The 776-nt window shown below is 55.5% G+C and carries 1 pseudogene; it reads right to left on the bottom strand.

The annotated features are described in order from the left end of the window. A pseudogene (locus tag NG653_RS14625) lies at window positions 1-776 on the bottom strand (hypothetical protein); the annotation flags it as partial.

Raw genomic sequence — 776 nt, 5'->3', positions numbered from 1 at the left:
CCGTTCTCCAGGGTCAGCGTCAGGGTGTTGCCCGTAAGGCTGAAGTCCGTGATCTGCTGGTCGTCCGTGTTGTCCAGGTAGGGCGTCAGATCCACACTGCCCCCGTCTTCCAGGGTCAGGGTATTGCCGCTCAGGCTAAGCCCCTGGTCGTCGGTGCTACCCACAGCTAACTCATCGATAGCCGCCTGTGTAGTGGTAGCTGCAAGGCCCGATCCACTATTATCATACGGATTCGACGTGGCCCGCGTATCCAGGATCACATCAGTCCCGTCATTATTGGTAAAGGTATAGGTGCCATTTCCATTGTCCGTTACATCCGCTTTATTGATGGTCTGGGAAATCCCGCTTTCATTGACATATGTGAAGCTCCCGTCCGCATTATCGGTAAGGTTCGTGACTGTTTCGGATATAGTAACCGAAGCAACGTTCAAATACAGGGCCCCATCGGAACCGACGGCAATATCATTGTTTGCATCCCCACTAATCAGGGGTGCCGACAGGGTGCCGCCCCCATCGGTTACAGCTACAGCACCGGCAACTACCCCTACCGAAGTGTTGTACTCATTACCCGGGTCTGCATCAGCATCGTCTACCAGGGATGACAGGTCGATGGTCTCCGAGGTCCCGTTCTCAATCCCGATGGTCAGGTCAGTCCCCACCAAAGAAGATCCGGAGATGTTCTGGTCGTCGGTGGAGACATAGCCTGAGAGGTCCACATCTTGCGTGCCCCCGTTCTCCAGGGTCAGCGTCAGGGTGTTGCCCGTAAGGCTGAAGTC

This window comes from Robiginitalea marina, from assembly GCF_024006985.1.
Lineage (GTDB): Bacteria > Bacteroidota > Bacteroidia > Flavobacteriales > Flavobacteriaceae > Robiginitalea > Robiginitalea marina.
The sequence above is the reverse complement of the archived record's forward strand: the minus strand, read 5'-3'. Positions and strand labels throughout refer to the sequence as shown.